Here is a 15176-nt window from a genome sequence, read left to right as displayed (position 1 = left end):
CCCGCCTGCCAGCCTAATGTCTGACAATTCGAACCAATCTCAGGAAGCCATGATTCTGGCCCGCAGTATTTCAGGATATTGCTGCGTCGTGAGAAAAGAGCGGCACAGGGATGGTGGAGGTTAATGACTCGTTACTTTAGTAATCGCTTTAATAAGAGATCATCCGCCAAAATTCGAGTACTTACGAATTTAGCGGCTAGGTTAAGCTTCGCGCCTAAGCTTTCTGGACCGCGCCTGCAATGGCGTCACACCGCGATATTTCTTCATCACCGTAGTAAAATGGCTCTGGCTTGAAAACCCGCAGAGATGCGCGATATCGGCGATCGTCAGGTGTTTGTCGAGAAGCAGTCTTTCGGCGAAGTCCAGCCGCAGATCGAGGACATACTGGTGCGGCGGCGCCCCGAACGTCTTGGAGAAAGCCCGCACGAAGTGGGAAGGCGAAAGCTCGCAAACCGCGGCCATCTCGGCAAGCGCCAGCTTGCGCGAAAAATTCTCGTCGAGGAACGCCTGCACCTTGCGCGCGCCGCGGACGGAAAGCCCGCCCTTCACGTTCAGCGCCGGCTGCCGCGCTTCCTTGGCCCCGGCAGCCCATTCCGGGGCACCTTCATCGCGCCGCATTACCTGGCCTCCTGACATTTCCCAGATGGAGGTCAACTTCATGCCGCACCCGCCGTTCCCTCGAAAAACAATATGTGATTGATAGGACTGGATTTACGCCGGCTCTCTCTCATTCCGGAGGATCAGCGCAAGCATGAAACGGGCATGAACGATCGGCGCCGGTGATCCCGGTCGGCTCGGCAGCGATCGTCTGGATTATATCGAGAGCCAGCGAGCCGGCTGTGCCTAACGCGGGCGGTTGCGCTGGCGCCGGCAAAATACCTGGGGAATGCACCTTTGCGAGAAGCTTCCGCGATCCAGGAGCGGAGAGATACGTAGCACTTCCGCGCGCCCTTCTCGGGCTTGCACTTTCCGGAATAATGTCGAACACAGGTCGGGATACCCGTCCCTGATAGGCGCCCCGGGAATCGCCGCCTTCCCAGGCCTCCGCATGTTTCATAGGGCCCCGCCTCAGCCGCCTTGCCGCCGCTCGAACGCCCCTGACCCACCAACCCCAAGATCAAACTAACGCAGGGGCCAGGGCTAGGGAAGAACTTCCATGCGCAAAGAAAAAGCTTTGTTCAGGAAAAAAAGAAAAAAAGCAGTCGTCTAGCGGCGTTCGGCGACATGTTTTTTCCACCGATGGCCCGGGAATACCGTACCTCGCTTCAGCTTTCGATTCGCCTCGTCATTCTGCCGGGCGATCAGGGGCGGCGCTGACTTCGACGGCTGAATATCGCCAGCTAATTATCCTCGCGGCGCGCTTCGTATAGATCCCAGGCAAGTTCGACAAAGCCGAGAAGAACATCCTCCTCGTTCCATCCGGCCGCGACCGCCGCCTCGACGATTTCGCGCACGAGCGGCAGCAGCCGGCGCTGGCATTCCGCCGCCATGTCGACAGCGGCCTCATCCGCGGGAGGCCCGTCGAAGTCGAACTTCACCATTGGAGGCTCCCCCCTCGCCCGCAATCGAAACGTTACATCGTAATCTTTTTTTTGCTCCCGCTGATATACAGTAAGTCCGGCTCGGGGCATAGCAAGTCTTCAGCGGTCGAAGCCAACGGAAGGTGACGTCGCGTCAGACTGTCTCCATGCTTCGCCAAGGATCGAAAACGGGTCAAGGTACACCAATTCTATCGTGATTGGAGCGATTCAAGCTCCGGCCCAAGATCACAGGTCTTGGAGCCAAGCCGCCTGTGTTGCCGCCGCCAGTAGAATTTCTCTTCCATGATGGCTGCGGCGATGTCGCGATCACACGGCTGCCGCCACAATATGCCTGCCAAGATCAATTCCAGCACATGATCGGCCGCATTGCCTTCTGTATCGGCTCGCTGGATAGTTCCGGTCATGTTGGAGATCCTGGCGACTCACTGGCCGCGCATCCTCGCCATCATCTCGGTGGTGATGGCGACCGCCGGCATCGCTCACGCCGTCATGACCAAGGAGGACGTCCGCGCCGCCACCGGCTGGGTCGGCGTGATGGTGCTGTCGCCGATCCTCGGTTCGCTGATCTACGCGGTCGCCGGCATAAACCGCATTCGCCGCGCCACGATCAGCGCGCAGCGCCCGCTTGCCGGCGACGCGGCATCCGCAAGGCATGACCGCGACATCGCCGCCGAAGAGGCCCTGATCGTCGAGCGCTACGGACTGCGGTTCACGGGCCTGCGCACGCTGGGCGACAGGGTGGCGCGGCGCGCGCTCAATCCGGGAAACGCGATCGAGGTGCTGGAGACGGGCGACGAGGCCTATGCCGCCATGTGCGCGGCGATCGACGGCGCCGAGCACAGCGTCCTGCTCGAGACCTACATTTTCGACAACGACGCCGTCGGCCTGCTCGTCGTCGAATCGCTGGCCGGCGCCGTCCGGCGCGGCGTCACCGTTCGCGTGCTGATCGATGCCGTGGGCGCCCGTTATTCCGTGCCCAGCATCCTTGGCCATCTGCGCAAGGCCAACATCCCCGTCGCCCTCTTCAACGGCAACATCGTCATGGGCCTGCGGCTGCCCTACGCCAATCTCAGGACCCACAGGAAGATCCTGGTCGTCGACGGCACGGTCGCCTTTACCGGCGGCATGAACATCCGCAAGGGTTTTTCGGCCGAGTTCGCCGGCTCCAACAGCGCCAGGGACACGCATTTCCAGGTCACCGGCCCGGTTGTCGCCGACCTCTTCTCGGTCGCCGCCGAGGACTGGCGCTTCGCCACCAACGAAGCGCTGAAGGGCGAAGCCTGGCGCATAACGCCGCTGTCGCCGCCGGCCGGCCAGCAAATGCTTGTGCGGGCGGTCGCGTCCGGCCCCGACGCCAGCAATGAAACCAACCACAAGCTGCTGATCGGCGCGTTCTCGGTCGCCCGCAAATCGATCCGCCTGATGTCGCCTTATTTCCTGCCGGACCGCGAACTGATCAGCGCGCTGGTCACCGCGGCCAGGCGCGGCGTCGAGATCGACATCGTAGTGCCGGCGGTGAACAATCTCTTCCTCGTTGATCGCGCCATGACCGCGCAGTTCGACCAGGTCCTCAAGCATTATTGCCGCGTCTGGCGCACGAAGGGGCCTTTCGACCATTCGAAGCTACTGTCGATCGACGGCGTCTGGGCCTATGTCGGCTCTTCCAATCTCGACGCCCGCTCGCTGCGGCTGAATTTCGAGATCGACCTCGAAATCCTCGATGCCGGCTTTGCCGGCGAGATCGAGGCGCGGATCGGGTCGGCGATCGGAACGGCCGTACCAGTCACGCTGGAAACATTGCGGGCCCGGCCGTTCGTCATCCGGCTGTTCGATCGCATCCTGTGGCTGGGTTCGCCCTATCTCTGACAGAACGACGTGTTTGCCCGGCCGCTGGTCATGGAATATCCGCCGAAAGACTCTATTTGAGGTGCATGGTGAGAACAGCAGGGATGGCGGGCAGACGATGCGGATGAACGGACGCAGCTTGCCGGCGACCGTGCTTCTGTCCATCCGCGACAGGCGCATGCGCAAGGCCAATGCCGCCTCGCCGACAAAGGCGGGCGCCACCGGAACGCTGGTCGCTTCCTACAACGTCCACAAATGCATCGGCGTCGACCGCAAGTTCGATCCCGACCGCACCAGCCGCGTCATCCGCGAAATCGATCCGGATGTCATCGCCTTGCAGGAGGCGGACAACCGTTTCGGCGATCGCACCGGGCTTCTGGACCTGTCCCGCCTGGAAGTGGAAACCGGCCTGGTGCCCGTGCCGATTTCAGCCACCGGCAAGGGCCACGGCTGGCACGGCAATGTCCTTCTGTTCAAGAAAGGCGTCGTTCGCGACGTGCATCAGATCAGGCTTCCCGGCCTGGAGCCGCGCGGCGCGGTGGTGGCGGAGCTCGATCTCGACGGAAACCAGACCTTGCGCGTCATCGCGGCGCATCTCGGCTTGCTGCGCCGGTCGCGGTCGCAGCAGGCGCAAGTCGTGCTGGACCTCATGAACAGCCCCGACGAGAAGCCGACGCTGCTGCTCGGCGATCTCAACGAATGGCGGCTCGGCAACCGCTCCGCCCTGAACACGCTGCACCTGACGTTTGGTCCGCTGCCACCGGCTGTCCCCACCTTCCCGTCGAACCTGCCGCTGCTGGCGCTGGACCGCATCATGGCCAACCGGCACGGCATGATCGAGGCGGTGGAAGCGCATGACACCCCGCTTTCACGCGTGGCCTCCGACCACCTGCCGCTGACTGCCTTCGTTCGTCTTTAGGCAGTAGTACTGACGCCCAGGTTGCGCAAAGCTTATGGATTGGTATTGGAACGCCAGCTCGTTCCGCGAGTTGATAACGGTTGAACCGTAGGAGGACGAGAGATGATACGATTGATCCTGGCTTGTGCATTGGCCTTGGCCGCGACAGCATCGGTCATTGCGCCAACGCAAGCCGCCAGCCTGACCATCCAGTCCGATGACGATGACCAATATTTGCCGGACGACCAGTCCGACAATGGCGAGATTATCGTCCGCCGCCATCACTACCGGCAAAATTACGACCAGTATGGCGATTACCAGAATGGCGATGTGCAGTATGGCGATGACTATAGCGGCGAACATCCTCGCTACCACCGGTACCATCGCTACCAGCGCTGCCACGTCGAACTGGTCAGGCACTGGCGCCACCATCACAGGGTGATCGAACAGGTCCGCGTCTGTACCTGACCCGAGCCCGGAGCAGTTCCAGGAAAGTGGCAAACGGTTTGGAGCGGTTCGGCGTTTCCGCGAGACAGTGAACCGCTCCGGCGTTGCGGCAATGATGCGGGTCCACGGTCGTTTTGATGGAAGTGGCTATGCCGCATTGCACAATTTCGCGGCGTTGCCCACAATGCGGGCATGGTCCGATCCTCCCTAGCCGTTCTGGTGATCGATGAAAATCGCATCCGCGCCTCGATAATCGAGGCCGGTTTGCGTGAGGCCGGCCATCAGCGGGTCACCGTCGTCCATGACGTGACCGGCATAGCGCGGCGCATCGCCGAGATCGAACCCGACGTCATCGTCATCGATCTGGAAAACCCCAACCGCGACATGCTGGAAAACATGTTCCAGCTGTCACGCGCGGTGAAGCGGCCGATCGCCATGTTCGTCGACCGCTCGGACCAGGCCTCGATCGAGGCGGCGGTCGATGCCGGCGTCTCGGCCTATGTCGTCGACGGCCTGCGGCAGGAGCGCGTGAAGCCGATCCTCGACATGGCCGTCAGCCGCTTCAACGCCTTCTCGCGCATGGCGCGAGAACTGGAAGAGGCGCGCAGCGAACTGGAGAGCCGCAAGGTGGTCGACCGCGCCAAGGGCATCCTGATGAAATCGCGCGGCCTGACGGAAGAGGCCGCCTACAATTTGCTGCGTAAGACGGCGATGAACCAGAACCGCAAGATCGGCGACATCGCCCAGAGCCTGGTGACCGCGGCCGGCCTGCTCGGGCCAGCGGAGGACGAATGAGCATGAGGCACCAGATCACCGCCGGCTTCATGCCGCTTTTCGACAGTGCCGTGCTGGTCGCGGCCGGCGAACTGGGCTTTGCCGCCCGCGAAGGCGTCGATCTCATGCTGCACCGCGAGACGTCCTGGGCCAATATCCGCGACCGCATCGCCATCGGCCACTTCCATCTGGCGCACATGCTGGGGCCGATGCCGCTCGCCTGCAATCTCGGGCTGACACCGCTGGCTTCCGAGACCATCGTGCCGTTCTCGCTGGGGCTCGGCGGCAATTGCGTAACCATCTCCAACGCCGTCTGGGCCGGCATGGCGGCGCATGGCGCCGAACCCGATCTCGATCCGGCGCGCGCCGGCGCGGCACTGGGCGCCTTCATTCGCGAGCGGGCCACCGCCGGCAACGATCCGCTGCGTTTCGCGGTCGTGCATCCTCATTCCGGGCACAATTACGAACTGCGCTACTGGCTTGCCGCCTGCGGCATCGATCCGACGCGCGAGATCGAGATCGTCATCGTGCCGCCGCCCTTCATGGCCGATGCGCTGGCCGCCGGCCGCATCGACGGCTACTGCGTCGGCGAGCCCTGGAACAGCGCCTCCGTCGCCGCCGGCACCGGCCACATCGTCACCGTCAAGGCCCGCCTGTGGCGCAACAGCCCGGAGAAGGTGATCGGCGTACGCAAGGCCTGGGCCGACGAGAACCCCGATGCGCTGGCGGCGCTCTTGCGCGCGCTGCACCATTCGGCGCGCTGGTGCCAGGATCCGGCGAACCACGGCGAACTGGCCGATGTGATGGCGCAGCCCGGCTTCCTCGGCCTGCCGCCCGCCGTCCAGATGCCGATCCTGACCGGCCATCTCCGGCTGGGCGGTGGAGCGGAGCTGGATATCGACGATTTCTTCCTGCCCTTCGATAAGGCCGCGAACTTTCCCTGGAAGAGCCATGCGCTGTGGTTCTACACCCAGATGGTGCGCTGGGGACATGTGACGCACACGCCGGATAATCTCGCCATCGCGCGCGACTGCTACCGGCCCGACCTCTACCGCTCGGCGCTGAAGCCGCTCGGCGTGGCGCTGCCGGGTGCCAATTCGAAGGTCGAGGGCGCGTTGGCGACTGCCACACCTGTCGGCTCCGCCGGCGCCAGTCTGGTGCTCGGTCCCGATGGCTTCTTCGATGGCCAGACCTTCGATCCCGACGAGATCGACGCCTACATTGCCGGGCAGAAATCGGCCCGCGCCAAGGCCTGATCATTTCCGCGCCAGTCTTGTGCGTTGCACAATAATTGTGCGTGCGCTTGCGCTAATGAACAATCTTTGGCTTGCTCGCCCTGCGGGCTCGTGCGTGGATAATTATATCAACCTATTGATTTAATTAAAGTTTATCATCAATTCCGAAACTGGCACGGTTCCTGCATTGCAATAGGCAGACTCTTCTCGGAGTCACGGAACAGGCGTCCAATGGCGGGCGCTACAGGCAAAGCTGCCGCTCAGGTCAACGCGCGATCCCGGATGGACGGACGCGCGCGGCCTGGACGGCGGCTTTTTTGTTTTGATCGAACACGCAATCGACGGCGCTGTCCCAAGCAGTGCCCAACGGGAGACGACGATGACGAAACGCATCAAGACTGAAGCCCCTCTCGAGGGCATGACCCGCCGCAATTTTCTGATGGCAAGTGCTGCCGCGGCGGCAACCCTGGCGGCCGCGCGTGCGCTGCTGCCCTCTGGCGCCTATGCGGCTACTACCGCCCCGGAAGTCACCGGCGCCAAGCTCGGCTTCATCGCGCTGACCGACGCGGCCCCGCTGATGATCGCCAAGGAGAAGGGGCTGTTCGCGAAATTCGGCATGCCCGATGTCGAGGTGCTCAAGCAGGCTTCCTGGGGCGCGACGCGTGACAATCTGATGCTAGGCGGCGCCGCCAACGGCATCGACGGCGCCCACATCCTGACGCCGCTGCCTTATCTCATGCACACCGGCAAGGTGACGCAGAACAATCAGCCGCTGCCGATGGCGATCGTGGCGCGGCTCAACTACGACTGCCAGGGCATTTCGGTCGCGCAGGAATATGCCGCCACCGGCGTTGGCCTCGACGCCTCGAAGCTGAAGGACGCCTTCGCCGCCAAGAAGGCGGCCGGCAAGGAAATCAAGGCCGCCATGACGTTCCCCGGCGGCACGCATGATCTGTGGCTGCGCTATTGGCTCGCCGCCGGCGGCATCGATCCCGACAAGGACGTCTCCACCATCGTCGTGCCGCCGCCGCAAATGGTGGCCAACATGAAGGTCGGCAACATGGACGTGTTCTGTGTTGGCGAGCCGTGGAACGAGCAGCTCGTCCACCAAGGCGTCGGCTTCACCGCCGCCACCACGGGCGAGCTGTGGAAGGGCCATCCGGAAAAGGCGCTCGGCCTGCGCGCCGAGTTCATCGAAAAATATCCGAATGCCACCAAGGCGATCCTGATGGCCGTCATGGAAGCCCAGCAATGGTGCGAGGCCAAGGAGAACAAGGACGAGATGGCCGCCATCATCGGCAAGCGGCAATGGATGAACGTGCCGGTCGCCGACATCATCGGCCGCCTCAAGGGCGACATCAACTACGGCAACGGCCGCGTCGCCAACGGCACCGATCTCTACATGAAGTTCTGGAAGGGCGGCGTCTCCTACCCGTTCAAGAGCCATGACACCTGGTTCCTCGCCGAGAACGTCCGCTGGGGCAAGTTCGCGCCTACCACCGACATCAAGGCACTGGTCGGCCAAGTCAACCGCGAGGATCTGTGGCGCGAGGCGGCCAAGGATCTCGGCGTGGCGGCGACCGATATTCCGGCGTCCTCGTCGCGCGGTGTCGAAACCTTCTTCGACGGCAAGGTCTTCGATCCGGAGAATCCGTCGGCCTATCTCGACAGCCTGAAGATCAAGGCCTCGGCATAGCCGGCGCAAGCGGCAACGGCGCCTCGGGCGCCGTTGCGAAAGGCCTATCCCCACGGAGTTTTCCCAGGCATGTCTATCCAGACAATCAAGGACACAAAGGTGAAAGCGCGTCCCGCCAAACCAGCGGAGGTCATCGCCTTCACCGCCAAGGCGCGGCGCCGCTTCGACCCGGTCGCGATCGCCGGCAAGGTGGCCAGCGCGCTGGTGCCGCCGGTTATCGTCATCGCGCTGATGCTGGTCGTCTGGCAGATCGCCTGCTCGTCGCCCACATCGAGCCTGCCGCCGCCGAGCCAGGTCTGGAACGAGGCCTACGACCTAATCGCGCATCCCTTCTTCGACAATGGCCCGCAGGATATCGGGCTGGCCTGGCGGGTGCTGATCTCGCTGCAGCGCGTCGCCATCGGCTTCGGCATGGCGGCAATCGTCGGCGTCGCGCTCGGCGCGCTGGTCGGCCAGTCGATCTGGGCGATGCGCGGCCTCGATCCGGTGTTCCAGATCCTGCGCACCGTGCCGCCGCTGGCCTGGCTGCCGCTGTCGCTGGCGGCGTTCCGCGATTCCAGCCCGTCGGCGCTGTTCGTGATCTTCATCACCTCGATCTGGCCGATCATCATCAACACCGCCGTCGGCGTGCGCAACATCCCCGAGGATTATCGCAATGTTTCGCGCATCCTGCGGCTCAACCAGTTCGAGTTCTTCGTCAAGATCATGGTGCCGGCCGCCGCCCCCTACATCTTCACCGGCTTGAGGATCGGTATCGGCCTGTCCTGGCTCGCCATCGTCGCCGCCGAAATGCTGACCGGCGGCGTCGGCATCGGCTTCTTCATCTGGGACGCGTGGAACTCGTCACGGCTGCCCGACATCATCGTCGCGCTCGCCTATATCGGCATCACCGGCTTCTGCCTCGACCGGCTGGTCGCGGGCGTCGGCGCCTTCGTCACCCGCGGCACCACGGCAAAGTGAGGAGAGCGCCATGACGGCCTATCTGAAACTCGACCATATCGACAAATCCTTCGCCCGAGGCGGCCAGGTCAGCGAGGTGCTGAAAGATATCAGGCTGACCATCGACAAGGGCGAATTCGTCTCCATCATCGGCCATTCCGGTTGCGGCAAGTCGACCTTGCTCAACCTGATCGCCGGACTGACCAAGGTCTCCGCCGGCGCCGTGCTGCTCGAGGACAAGGAAGTCGACAGCCCCGGCCCCGAACGCGCCGTGGTGTTCCAGAACCACTCGCTGCTGCCCTGGCTGACCGTCTACGAAAACATCAACCTGGCGGTGTCGAAAGTCTTCGGCCGCACCAAAAGCAAGGCCGAGCGGCATGACTGGATCATGCGCAACCTCGACCTCGTGCAGATGGCGCATGCCAAGGACAAGCGGCCGGCCGAGATATCGGGCGGCATGAAGCAGCGCGTCGGCATCGCCCGCGCGCTCGCCATGGAACCGAAGATCCTGCTGCTCGACGAGCCGTTCGGCGCGCTCGACGCGCTGACCCGCGCGCATCTGCAGGACGCGGTGATGGACATCCATTCCAGGCTCGGCTCGACGACGGTCATGATCACCCATGACGTCGACGAGGCGGTGCTTCTGTCCGACCGCATCGTGATGATGACCAATGGTCCGGCGGCGACCATCGGCGAGGTGCTTCCCGTGCCGTTGGCCCGGCCGCGCCGGCGCGTCGAACTCTCTTCCGACCGCACCTTCCTGCGCTGCCGCGAGGCGGTGCTGAAGTTCCTCTACGAACGCCACCGCTTCGTCGAAGCCGCGGAGTAGCGACATGAGCGAAAAACCCGTCATCATCGGCGATTGGCAATCTGCATCGGCAACGGGCAATCTACCGCATTGCACAAATATTATGCTGCCGTGCAAGGCATTCTGACTAATCTTTGATCCGCTGCCGGGCTGGGCCAAAAGTCGCGCGGCCGCGATTCACATTGATTTCATTCGATAATTCAGAGCGCTGTCGAATTGGCACGCTTCCTGCTTTTCAGAATGTAGGCCCGCAAGGGCCAAGTGACACGGCGTCCAATGGCGGGCGCCACAGGCAAAGCTGCCGCTCAGGTCAATGCGCGATCCCGGATAGACGGACGCGCGGCCTGGCCGGCAGCTTTTTTGTTTTGACCGAACACGCAATCGAGGGCGCTGATCCCAAGCAGCGCCCAACCGGAGACGACGATGACGAAACGGATCGGAACTGGCGCGTCCCTATCGGACTTCACGCGCCGCGATTTTCTGGCCAGCAGCGCGCTGACGGCGGCGCTGTTCGCCGCCACGCTCCTCCTCTTTCCGGCAGGCGCCAAGACCGACGGCAAGAGTCTCGAAGTGACCGCGCAAGGGTCGGTTTCAACCGTTTCGCCGATGCCGCGCCGCTGACAGTCGCGGACGAACAGACAAGCGCGGTGCCTCCCACGCCGCAAACCGGAGCCTGAGAATGACCGCAAATTTCCCAGCCGCGCCCAGCCAGGACAATGCTCCCAAGCAGGCGCTCATAATGTCCACCATCGCCTTCACCGTCTGCTTCGCGGTGTGGACGATCTTTTCAATCATCGGCATCCGCATAAAGCAGGAGCTTGGGCTGAACGAGACGGAATTCGGCCTGCTCGTCGGCACGCCAATTCTCACCGGCTCGCTCGTACGCATGTTGCTCGGCATCTGGACGGACCGCTTTGGCGGACGGCTGGTCTACACCGCGACCATGCTTGCGGCAGCGGTCGCTACCTTCCTGCTCGCTTATGCGCATACCTACGGGCAGATGCTGATCGCCGCGCTCGGCGTCGGGCTCGCCGGCGGCTCCTTCGCCGTCGGCGTCGCCTATGTTTCGCGCTTCTTCCCCGCCGGCAGGCAAGGAACGGCTCTCGGCATATTCGGTGTCGGCAATGTCGGAGCCGCGGTCACCAAGTTCCTGGCTCCGTTCGTGCTCCTCTCCTGGGGCTGGCAGTCGGTCGCGCAGATCTGGGCGGCCGCGTTGATCATCATGGCCGTCGTTTTCTGGTTCACGACCGGCGACGATCCAGTCATTCGTGAGCGCCGCGCCGGCAAGGCAGCACCCGCGAGAAGCTTCTGGCAGGAATTCGCGCCGCTGAAGAACCTGCAGGTCTGGCGCTTCGCCTTCTACTACTTCTTTGCCTTCGGGGCGTTCGTCGCTTTGTCACTGTGGTTGCCGCGCTATCTGATCGGTGTCTATGGGTTCGGCATCGCGACCGCCGGCATGATCGGCGCAGCCTATTCGATCCCGGCAAGTGTCTTCCGCGCTTATGGTGGCGTGCTTTCCGACCGGATCGGCGCTCGCACCGTGCTCTATTGGACTTTCGCGGTGTCGATCGTCGCCACGCTGGTCCTGTCGCTGCCCCCCACGGATTACGTCGTGCACGGCATCACCGGGCCGATCGCCTTCCACTTCGCTATCGGGCCGGTTGCCTTCATTGCCGTCGCCAGCGCACTCGGCTTCTTCATGAGCCTTGGCAAGGCTGCCGTCTACAAGCACATTCCGGCCTATTATCCGGGCAGCGTTGGCGCCGTCGGCGGAGTCGTCGGCATGATCGGCGGGCTCGGCGGTTTCGTACTGCCGATCGCCTTCGGCGCGCTCAACGACCTCACGGGCGTCTGGTCGAGCTGCTTCATGCTGCTCTTCGTCATCGTCGCCGCCTGCTTTGCCTGGATGCATTTCAGCATCCGGCGGATGGAGCGCGCGGCATCTGCCGAAGCTCCAGCCCTTTCATACGCGGCTGAGTGACACCGGAGCGGATCAGGAACATGACCGAAAAACTCGTCATCATCGGCAACGGCATGGCCCCCGGGCGCATGCTGGAGCATCTCTTGGAAAAGGCGCCAGACCGCTACCAGGTCACCATCTTCAACGCCGAGCCCAGGGTGAACTACGACCGCATCATGCTGTCGCCGGTTCTCTCCGGTGAAAAGGCCTATGAGGAGATCATCATCCATGGCGATGGCTGGTACATCAAGCACGGCATCACCCTCTACAAGGGCCACAAGATTGTCGCCATCGACCGGACGGCGAAGACCGTCACCTCCGATCATGGCGTGACGGAACCTTACGACAAGCTGGTCATCGCCACCGGATCGGTGCCGTTCATTATTCCGGTGCCCGGCCATGACCTGCCGGGCGTGCTGACCTACCGCGACCTCGACGATGTACAGGCCATGATGCTCGCCGCGCAGTCGCGCTCCAAGGCCGTCGTCATCGGCGGCGGCCTGCTCGGGCTCGAGGCGGCGGCGGGGCTGAATTCGCAAGGCATGGACGTAACCGTGCTGCATGTCATGCCGACCTTGATGGAGCGCCAGCTCGACCCGGCCGCCGGCTACCTCCTGCAGCGTGCCGTCGAGCAGCGCGGCATCAAGGTCGTCACCAAGGCCAACACCCAGGCCATCACGGGCAACGGCAAGGTCGAGCAGGTGGAACTCGCCGACGGCACCATCATCCCGGCGACGCTGGTGGTGATGGCGGTCGGCATCCGGCCGAATGCCGCGCTGGCCAAGGAAGCCGGCATCGCCGTCAATCGCGGCATCGTCGTCGACGCCGGCATGCGCAGCAACGATCCCGATATCTACGCGCTCGGCGAGTGCGCCGAGGTCAACGGCCAGGTCTATGGCCTGGTCGCGCCCCTCTACGAGATGGCCCGCGTTGCCGCCAGCCAGCTTGCCGGCGACGAGGCGGCGGCCTTCGTCCACATGGACACGCCGACCAAGCTCAAGGTCACCGGCATCGACCTGTTCTCGCTCGGCGATTTCGCCGAGGGCGAAGACCGCCAGGAGATCGTGCTGCGCGACGCCGCCGCCGGCGTCTACAAGCGCCTCGTGCTCAAGGATGACCGTATCATCGGCACCGTGCTCTATGGCGAGACGGCAGACGGCGCCTGGTTCAACGACCTCAAGAAGAAGCAGACCGACATATCGGAGATGCGCGACACGTTGATCTTCGGCCAATCCTACCAGGGGGGTGCCCCGCTGGACCCTATGGCGGCCGTTGCAGCCTTGCCGGATGATGCGGAAATCTGCGGCTGCAACGGCGTATGCAAGGGAAAGATCACCAGTGCGATCACGGCCAAGGGCCTGAACTCGCTCGACGACGTGCGCGCCCACACCAAGGCGTCGGCCTCCTGCGGTTCCTGCACCGGGCTGGTCGAGAAGCTGATGGTGCTGACCATCGGCGACAACTACAACCCGGCGGCCGTCCAGCCGATGTGCGGCTGCACCACGCTCGGCCATGACGAAGTACGCCGGCTGATCAAGGCCAAGGGTTTGAAGACTATTCCGGCCGTCATGCAGGAGCTGGAATGGACGACCTCCTGCGGCTGCGCCAAATGCCGGCCGGCGCTGAACTACTATCTCGTCTGCGACTGGCCGGATGAGTACGCCGACGACTACCAGTCGCGCTTCATCAACGAGCGCGTCCACGCCAACATCCAGAAGGACGGCACCTATTCGGTGGTGCCGCGCATGTGGGGCGGCGTCACCAACGCCGCCGAACTGCGCGCCATCGCCGATGTCGTCGACAAGTTCGAAATCCCGATGGTCAAGGTCACCGGCGGCCAGCGCATCGACATGCTCGGCATCCGCAAGGAAGACCTGCCGGCGGTGTGGGCCGATCTCGGCCAGGCCGGCTTCGTCTCCGGCCATGCCTATGCCAAGGGCCTGCGCACCGTGAAGACCTGCGTCGGCTCCGACTGGTGCCGCTTCGGCACGCAGGATTCGACCGGCCTCGGCATCCGCATCGAGAAATTCATGTGGGGCTCGTGGACGCCGGCCAAGGTCAAGATGGCGGTGTCTGGCTGCCCGAGGAACTGCGCCGAGGCGACCTGCAAGGATGTCGGCGTCATCTGCGTCGACAGTGGATACGAGATCCATTTCGCCGGCGCCGCCGGCCTCGACATCAAAGGCACCGAGGTGCTCGGCATGGTCAAGACCGAAGACGAGGCGCTGGAGCACATCGTGGCGCTGACGCAGATGTACCGCGAGCAGGCCCGCTATCTCGAGCGCATCTACAAATGGGCCAAGCGCGTGGGGATATCCGAGATCAAGCGCCAGATCATGGACGATGGCGAGAAGCGCAAGGCCTATTACGAACGCTTCATCTTCGGCCAGAAATTCGCCCAGGTCGACCCTTGGTCGGAACGCGTATCCGGCAAGGACAAGCACGAATTCCAGCCGATGGCTTCGGTAGGTTTTGCAGAGGCGGCGGAATGATGAAGATGAACTGGGTATCGATCGGCACGCTCTCCGACATCCCCCGCCGTGGCGCGCGCTGCGTCTCCACGCCCGAAGGCAAAGTCGCCGTCTTCCGCACTCAGGACGACCAGGTCTATGCCATCGACGACCATTGCCCGCACAAGGGCGGCCCGCTCAGCCAGGGCATCGTCCATGGCGCGGCGGTGACGTGCCCCTTGCACAATTGGGTGATCTCGCTTGAGACCGGCAAGGCGCTCGGCGCCGACGAGGGCGCGGTGCGCACTATTCCCGTGAAGGTCGAGGGCGAGCGCCTGTTCATCGCGCTGGAAGCGCTGGCCAGCCGCGCGGCCTGAAATCATGGAGATTGAGGAAGCGCGCGAGGTGAGGACCACCTGCCCCTATTGCGGGGTAGGCTGCGGCGTGCTGGCGAAGGTGGCCCCGGCCGCGGGCCGGAAACGGCCGCGGGGCCCCCCCCCACCCACGCCATTGAGGCCGGGGGGGGCGCCCGGGAGGGCAAGGGAGGGACCCCACCAGCCACGGCGCCGCGTGTGGGGGGGGG

Annotated in this window: 15 protein-coding genes and 1 pseudogene; 13 read left to right on the top strand and 3 right to left on the bottom strand. The window is 63.7% G+C overall.

The window, feature by feature from the left end; genetic code table 11:
* Positions 1-201: 201 nt before the first annotated feature.
* From NKJ26_RS11900 to NKJ26_RS11890, 3 genes are all read right to left on the bottom strand, one after another.
* Positions 202-618, bottom strand: coding sequence for a helix-turn-helix transcriptional regulator (locus NKJ26_RS11900; RefSeq protein ID WP_352695385.1), 417 nt, complete (start codon positions 616-618; stop codon positions 202-204).
* 722 nt (positions 619-1340) lie between these two features.
* Complete coding sequence (locus tag NKJ26_RS11895; protein ID WP_352695384.1) at positions 1341-1541, bottom strand: hypothetical protein; 201 nt, start codon at positions 1539-1541, stop codon at positions 1341-1343.
* A 188-nt stretch (positions 1542-1729) separates the two neighbouring features.
* The gene (locus tag NKJ26_RS11890) at positions 1730-1945 is read right to left on the bottom strand and encodes a hypothetical protein (RefSeq protein ID WP_352695383.1); all 216 of its coding nucleotides are present in this window, start codon (positions 1943-1945) and stop codon (positions 1730-1732) included.
* On the opposite strand from NKJ26_RS11890, the gene NKJ26_RS11885 reads away from it, so the two are divergent.
* From NKJ26_RS11885 to NKJ26_RS33550, 13 genes and pseudogenes are all read left to right on the top strand, one after another.
* A complete protein-coding gene (locus NKJ26_RS11885) occupies positions 1944-3407 on the top strand; it encodes a phospholipase D-like domain-containing protein (RefSeq protein ID WP_352695382.1) in 1464 nt (487 codons plus the stop codon). The two genes, NKJ26_RS11890 and NKJ26_RS11885, sit on opposite strands and share 2 nt — an antisense overlap.
* Positions 3408-3504: 97 nt before the next feature.
* Entirely contained in the window at positions 3505-4305 is an 801-nt protein-coding gene (locus tag NKJ26_RS11880; RefSeq protein ID WP_352695381.1) for an endonuclease/exonuclease/phosphatase family protein, read from the top strand.
* A 102-nt stretch (positions 4306-4407) separates the two neighbouring features.
* Positions 4408-4752 (top strand): hypothetical protein, encoded by a 345-nt coding sequence (locus NKJ26_RS11875; RefSeq protein WP_352695380.1) that lies wholly within the window; start codon positions 4408-4410, stop codon positions 4750-4752.
* A 171-nt stretch (positions 4753-4923) separates the two neighbouring features.
* A complete protein-coding gene (locus NKJ26_RS11870; protein ID WP_027024280.1) occupies positions 4924-5526 on the top strand; it encodes an ANTAR domain-containing response regulator in 603 nt (200 codons plus the stop codon).
* Complete coding sequence (locus NKJ26_RS11865; RefSeq protein ID WP_352695379.1) at positions 5523-6761, top strand: CmpA/NrtA family ABC transporter substrate-binding protein; 1239 nt, start codon at positions 5523-5525, stop codon at positions 6759-6761. Before NKJ26_RS11870 ends, NKJ26_RS11865 begins: the two co-directional genes overlap by 4 nt.
* A gap of 358 nt (positions 6762-7119) precedes the next feature.
* Complete coding sequence (locus NKJ26_RS11860; protein ID WP_352695378.1) at positions 7120-8436, top strand: CmpA/NrtA family ABC transporter substrate-binding protein; 1317 nt, start codon at positions 7120-7122, stop codon at positions 8434-8436.
* A 69-nt stretch (positions 8437-8505) separates the two neighbouring features.
* Positions 8506-9396 (top strand): nitrate ABC transporter permease, encoded by an 891-nt coding sequence (gene ntrB, locus NKJ26_RS11855; protein ID WP_352695377.1) that lies wholly within the window; start codon positions 8506-8508, stop codon positions 9394-9396.
* A gap of 10 nt (positions 9397-9406) precedes the next feature.
* Positions 9407-10204 (top strand): ABC transporter ATP-binding protein, encoded by a 798-nt coding sequence (locus NKJ26_RS11850; protein WP_352695376.1) that lies wholly within the window; start codon positions 9407-9409, stop codon positions 10202-10204.
* 402 nt (positions 10205-10606) lie between these two features.
* Positions 10607-10804, top strand: coding sequence for a twin-arginine translocation signal domain-containing protein (locus NKJ26_RS11845; RefSeq protein WP_352695375.1), 198 nt, complete (start codon positions 10607-10609; stop codon positions 10802-10804).
* 58 nt (positions 10805-10862) lie between these two features.
* A complete protein-coding gene (locus NKJ26_RS11840; protein WP_352695374.1) occupies positions 10863-12164 on the top strand; it encodes an MFS transporter in 1302 nt (433 codons plus the stop codon).
* 20 nt (positions 12165-12184) lie between these two features.
* Positions 12185-14635 (top strand): nitrite reductase large subunit NirB, encoded by a 2451-nt coding sequence (gene nirB / locus NKJ26_RS11835; protein WP_352695373.1) that lies wholly within the window; start codon positions 12185-12187, stop codon positions 14633-14635.
* Between the two features lie 5 nt (positions 14636-14640).
* On the top strand, positions 14641-14970 hold the full coding sequence (gene nirD / locus NKJ26_RS11830) for a nitrite reductase small subunit NirD (RefSeq protein ID WP_352601189.1): 330 nt from the start codon (positions 14641-14643) through the stop codon (positions 14968-14970).
* A 4-nt stretch (positions 14971-14974) separates the two neighbouring features.
* Positions 14975-15091: pseudogene (locus NKJ26_RS33550) on the top strand (hypothetical protein); the annotation flags it as partial.
* Between the last annotated feature and the right edge of the window lie 85 nt (positions 15092-15176).

Origin of the sequence: Mesorhizobium sp. M0152, from assembly GCF_040322415.1 — a bacterium.
In the GTDB taxonomy this organism is placed as follows: Bacteria; Pseudomonadota; Alphaproteobacteria; order Rhizobiales; family Rhizobiaceae; genus Mesorhizobium.
Note: the sequence above shows the minus strand (reverse complement) of the source record. Positions and strands in the feature narration are given on the sequence as shown.